This is a genomic window from Lysinibacillus sp. RU7 (assembly GCF_057837305.1).
This window is the reverse complement of sequence record NZ_JBYQFK010000230.1, coordinates 1-249: the sequence shown is the minus strand read 5'-3', so window position 1 is coordinate 249 and position 249 is coordinate 1. Positions and strand designations below refer to the sequence as shown.

Genomic DNA, 249 nt, shown 5'->3' with positions numbered 1-249 from the left:
AAGCAGGTAGCTGAACAGGTAGGTCGTTACTGCCACTCCGAGGACGACGTTAAACAGGTCAGCGCTAGAACCCGTCAACTCCATGGCGGCGAGCATGAAAAGAGTGGAGACGATCCCCGATAACAGGTTGACGTGCACCGGCGTGCCCAGCCGGGGGTGGAACTTTCCGAAAAACCCACCGAAGAAGGAACCATCAGCAGCGGCCATGGCCTGCATTCGGTCGGACATGATCATCCACGCCGCGCCCTG

1 protein-coding gene is annotated in these 249 nt (G+C 59.0%); it reads right to left on the bottom strand.

The window, feature by feature from the left end; all coding sequences use genetic code 11:
* Positions 1-234 (bottom strand): hypothetical protein (locus AC3II9_RS22210; protein ID WP_489158914.1); only part of this gene is annotated, 234 nt, incomplete at its 3' end.
* Positions 235-249 lie beyond the last annotated feature (15 nt).